At 53.8% G+C, this 2,316-nt stretch carries 3 protein-coding genes; all 3 read right to left on the minus strand.

From position 1 onward, the window contains the following. Positions 1-1,121: DUF2213 domain-containing protein (locus EDF73_RS27295; protein WP_132732052.1), on the minus strand; the 1,121-nt coding region annotated here is incomplete at its 3' end. A gap of 3 nt (positions 1,122-1,124) precedes the next feature. Then, positions 1,125-1,823, minus strand: coding sequence for a phage minor head protein (locus tag EDF73_RS27300; protein ID WP_132732053.1), 699 nt, complete (start codon positions 1,821-1,823; stop codon positions 1,125-1,127). A 52-nt stretch (positions 1,824-1,875) separates the two neighbouring features. Then, positions 1,876-2,316 (minus strand): phage portal protein (locus tag EDF73_RS27305; RefSeq protein ID WP_132732054.1); only part of this gene is annotated, 441 nt, incomplete at its 5' end.

The following is a 2,316-nucleotide window of genomic DNA, read 5'->3' on the forward strand; positions in this document are numbered from 1 at the left end:
CTGACGGAAGCGGAATCCTGCGCAATGACAGGGCGTGAATTTTCTTTCTGGCTGATCGCCATTTTGACCATCGCCGGATAAGCGGACGGGTGAACGCCGGAGATATCCACGCCGCTCTGTTCAAGCGCGGTGCGATAGACATCTTCAGCTGAGTCCATGGCAACGACGTCGCCGATCAGCGGGCGGACAACCTGCTCTGCTTCACGGATTTTCCGGAAGTTTTCCGCAGCCTTTTTAGTTGCGCTGTCGGCAGCCAGACGAATCGCAGAGTCCATCGCCGTTTTGGAGACTTTGTCGTCTTCTTCATCGTCTTCATCTTCGGCGGTTTTTTTCTTGTCCTTGTCTTCTTCGTCGTCCTCATCGTCCGCCGTTTTTTTCTTATCCTTCTCGTCTTCATCTTCGTCGTCGGCGGGTTTGTTTTCTTTTTCGTCTTCCTTTTCGGCCTCATCAAGAGCCAGAAGAGCTTTGCGGACTTCTGCCTCCAGATCTGCATCCTGCGCCAGAAGTGGCTTAAGGGTGGCGCGGATCGCCGCTACCTTATGTTTACGCATGTGATTAAGCTCCGGTGGTAATGAATCTGCGACCAGTACATCTGGCCCTGCGCGGCCGTCAGGGACCAGCGCTTCGTGGTTTCCGAAAATGTCACGCATAACGCCGTCATAAGGCTCGCCGTCAGGGGTAACACCCGGGGTCATGTCTGCGACGTACTTGTACGATGCAGATAGCTCTCGCTGCTCTCCGCTCTCAATTCCAGCAATCGCGCTGTTATCCCAGATCGACATACCAACCGTGAGATACGTGCCGTCAAACTCCGCATTGGAGTGCGTCACGCCAACACGAAATTCATTGGGCGGGTCGGTGGGAAAATCGGGGATGTGCTTGCTGAGCACGGGGATGTTATTGAAGGTTTTGGCTGCTTTCCGGAGCTCTTCCGGGTGACGCCAAAGCCGGTAAAGTTTGTCAGGTTCGAGACCAAGCTCTTCGCTTCTTGGTATCTCTCGTCCGTAGTAGGCGTTGACGTTTGCCTTGCTGATATTCGTTCGTGAAATCTGAAGGCGGCCATTTGCGTCGATGGTGCGCACAGAGGCGCGATCAAAAGCTAAGCACTCTGTAGGCTTCATTGCTCAATCCTGTTTTGAAAGCCCTGGTATGACAGCCTCCCAGGTGCAACGACAATTTGGTAATTCTCCGGGCATGATGTGCTCGCCATCGATAAGCATCCCTTTCGATATGTCGAACACCTTCCCGTTGGCTTTTACATGGGACTGGCGAGGCTTTTTCCCTGCATGGGAGTGCTTCCATATACCCTGAGTAATGCCAAGCGCCTGCTGCCGTGCCGACTGAACAACTGAAGTGGCCTTGTTGTTCTGATCACGGGCGATGAACGCCGCTCGGTGCCGGGTAATCCCGTATCGCTTCTGGAGTTCATCGGTGAGATAGGACAGGTCACGCCCACGGGCAACTGACCTCATAACCAGCCCTTCCACCTCAGTGAAATACTTCTCAGGGATAGATCGTATAAGGCCGACGTTTTCGGTGATTGTCGCCTGAAGAGCATTATTCATCTGCGAGGTCATTTTGAACTCGACGGTGAATCCCGCATCTTTGAAGGCTGTGGCCAGCGAAGCGTCCGAGTTCTTCATGGTGTCGTTAGCGAACCGGTCGGCCAGCTTTTGCGCCATATCATCAAACCGCCGCGTCCAGCGCTTAGCCAGTTTCTGCATGGCATTCCGCATCATCACTGCAGGTGATGCATCCATGGCGACAGCCGCGCCGCTGGCGCGATAGTTTGCCGACAGCCAGTAGACAACAGATGCCTGCATTTCCTGCACCTGCTTATCAAGCTGTCGGCGGTACCATGCTTCAACGCCGGAGTTAGGATGAACCGCCCTTATCGTCAGGGTCTGTTTCTTCCTCTTCGTCGTAGTCGTCTTCGATTTCGAGGTCATCATTCAGGTCCAGAGAGTGATAAGGCGAGTCCGGGTCCCCGGCAATTTTTTCGCGAACTTCGTTACCAGAGAGCACACTGGCGGCCACATAGACAGCGTCAGTGTCCGCGTCTACTTTGCGAATTTCCGCCCGCTCTTTAGCGCTCATTTCGTACAGCGGCTCAAAGTCAAAGGTAATGCCGTCGTCAATGTCGCCGAATTCAGAGAGTTGGATGATGTCCATCACGCGCTTCAGGTTGTCTTTGAAAACAGACTGCTGCAGGGCGTGAATGTAGTCGTAGAAGACGCGTATTTCGCCGTCAGACGTCGCGTTTAGTCCATTTGGCGTAATGCCCAGCAGTTTGATGAGCGGAATGCTAGATACCGC

The organism is Klebsiella sp. BIGb0138, assembly GCF_004342285.1.
Classification (GTDB): domain Bacteria; phylum Pseudomonadota; class Gammaproteobacteria; order Enterobacterales; family Enterobacteriaceae; genus Klebsiella.

Coding starts and splice junctions, on each gene's coding strand:
- EDF73_RS27300 (WP_132732053.1), bottom strand. CDS start 1,823: ATGCAGGCATCTGTTGTCTACTGGCTGTCGGCAAACTATCGCGCCAGC.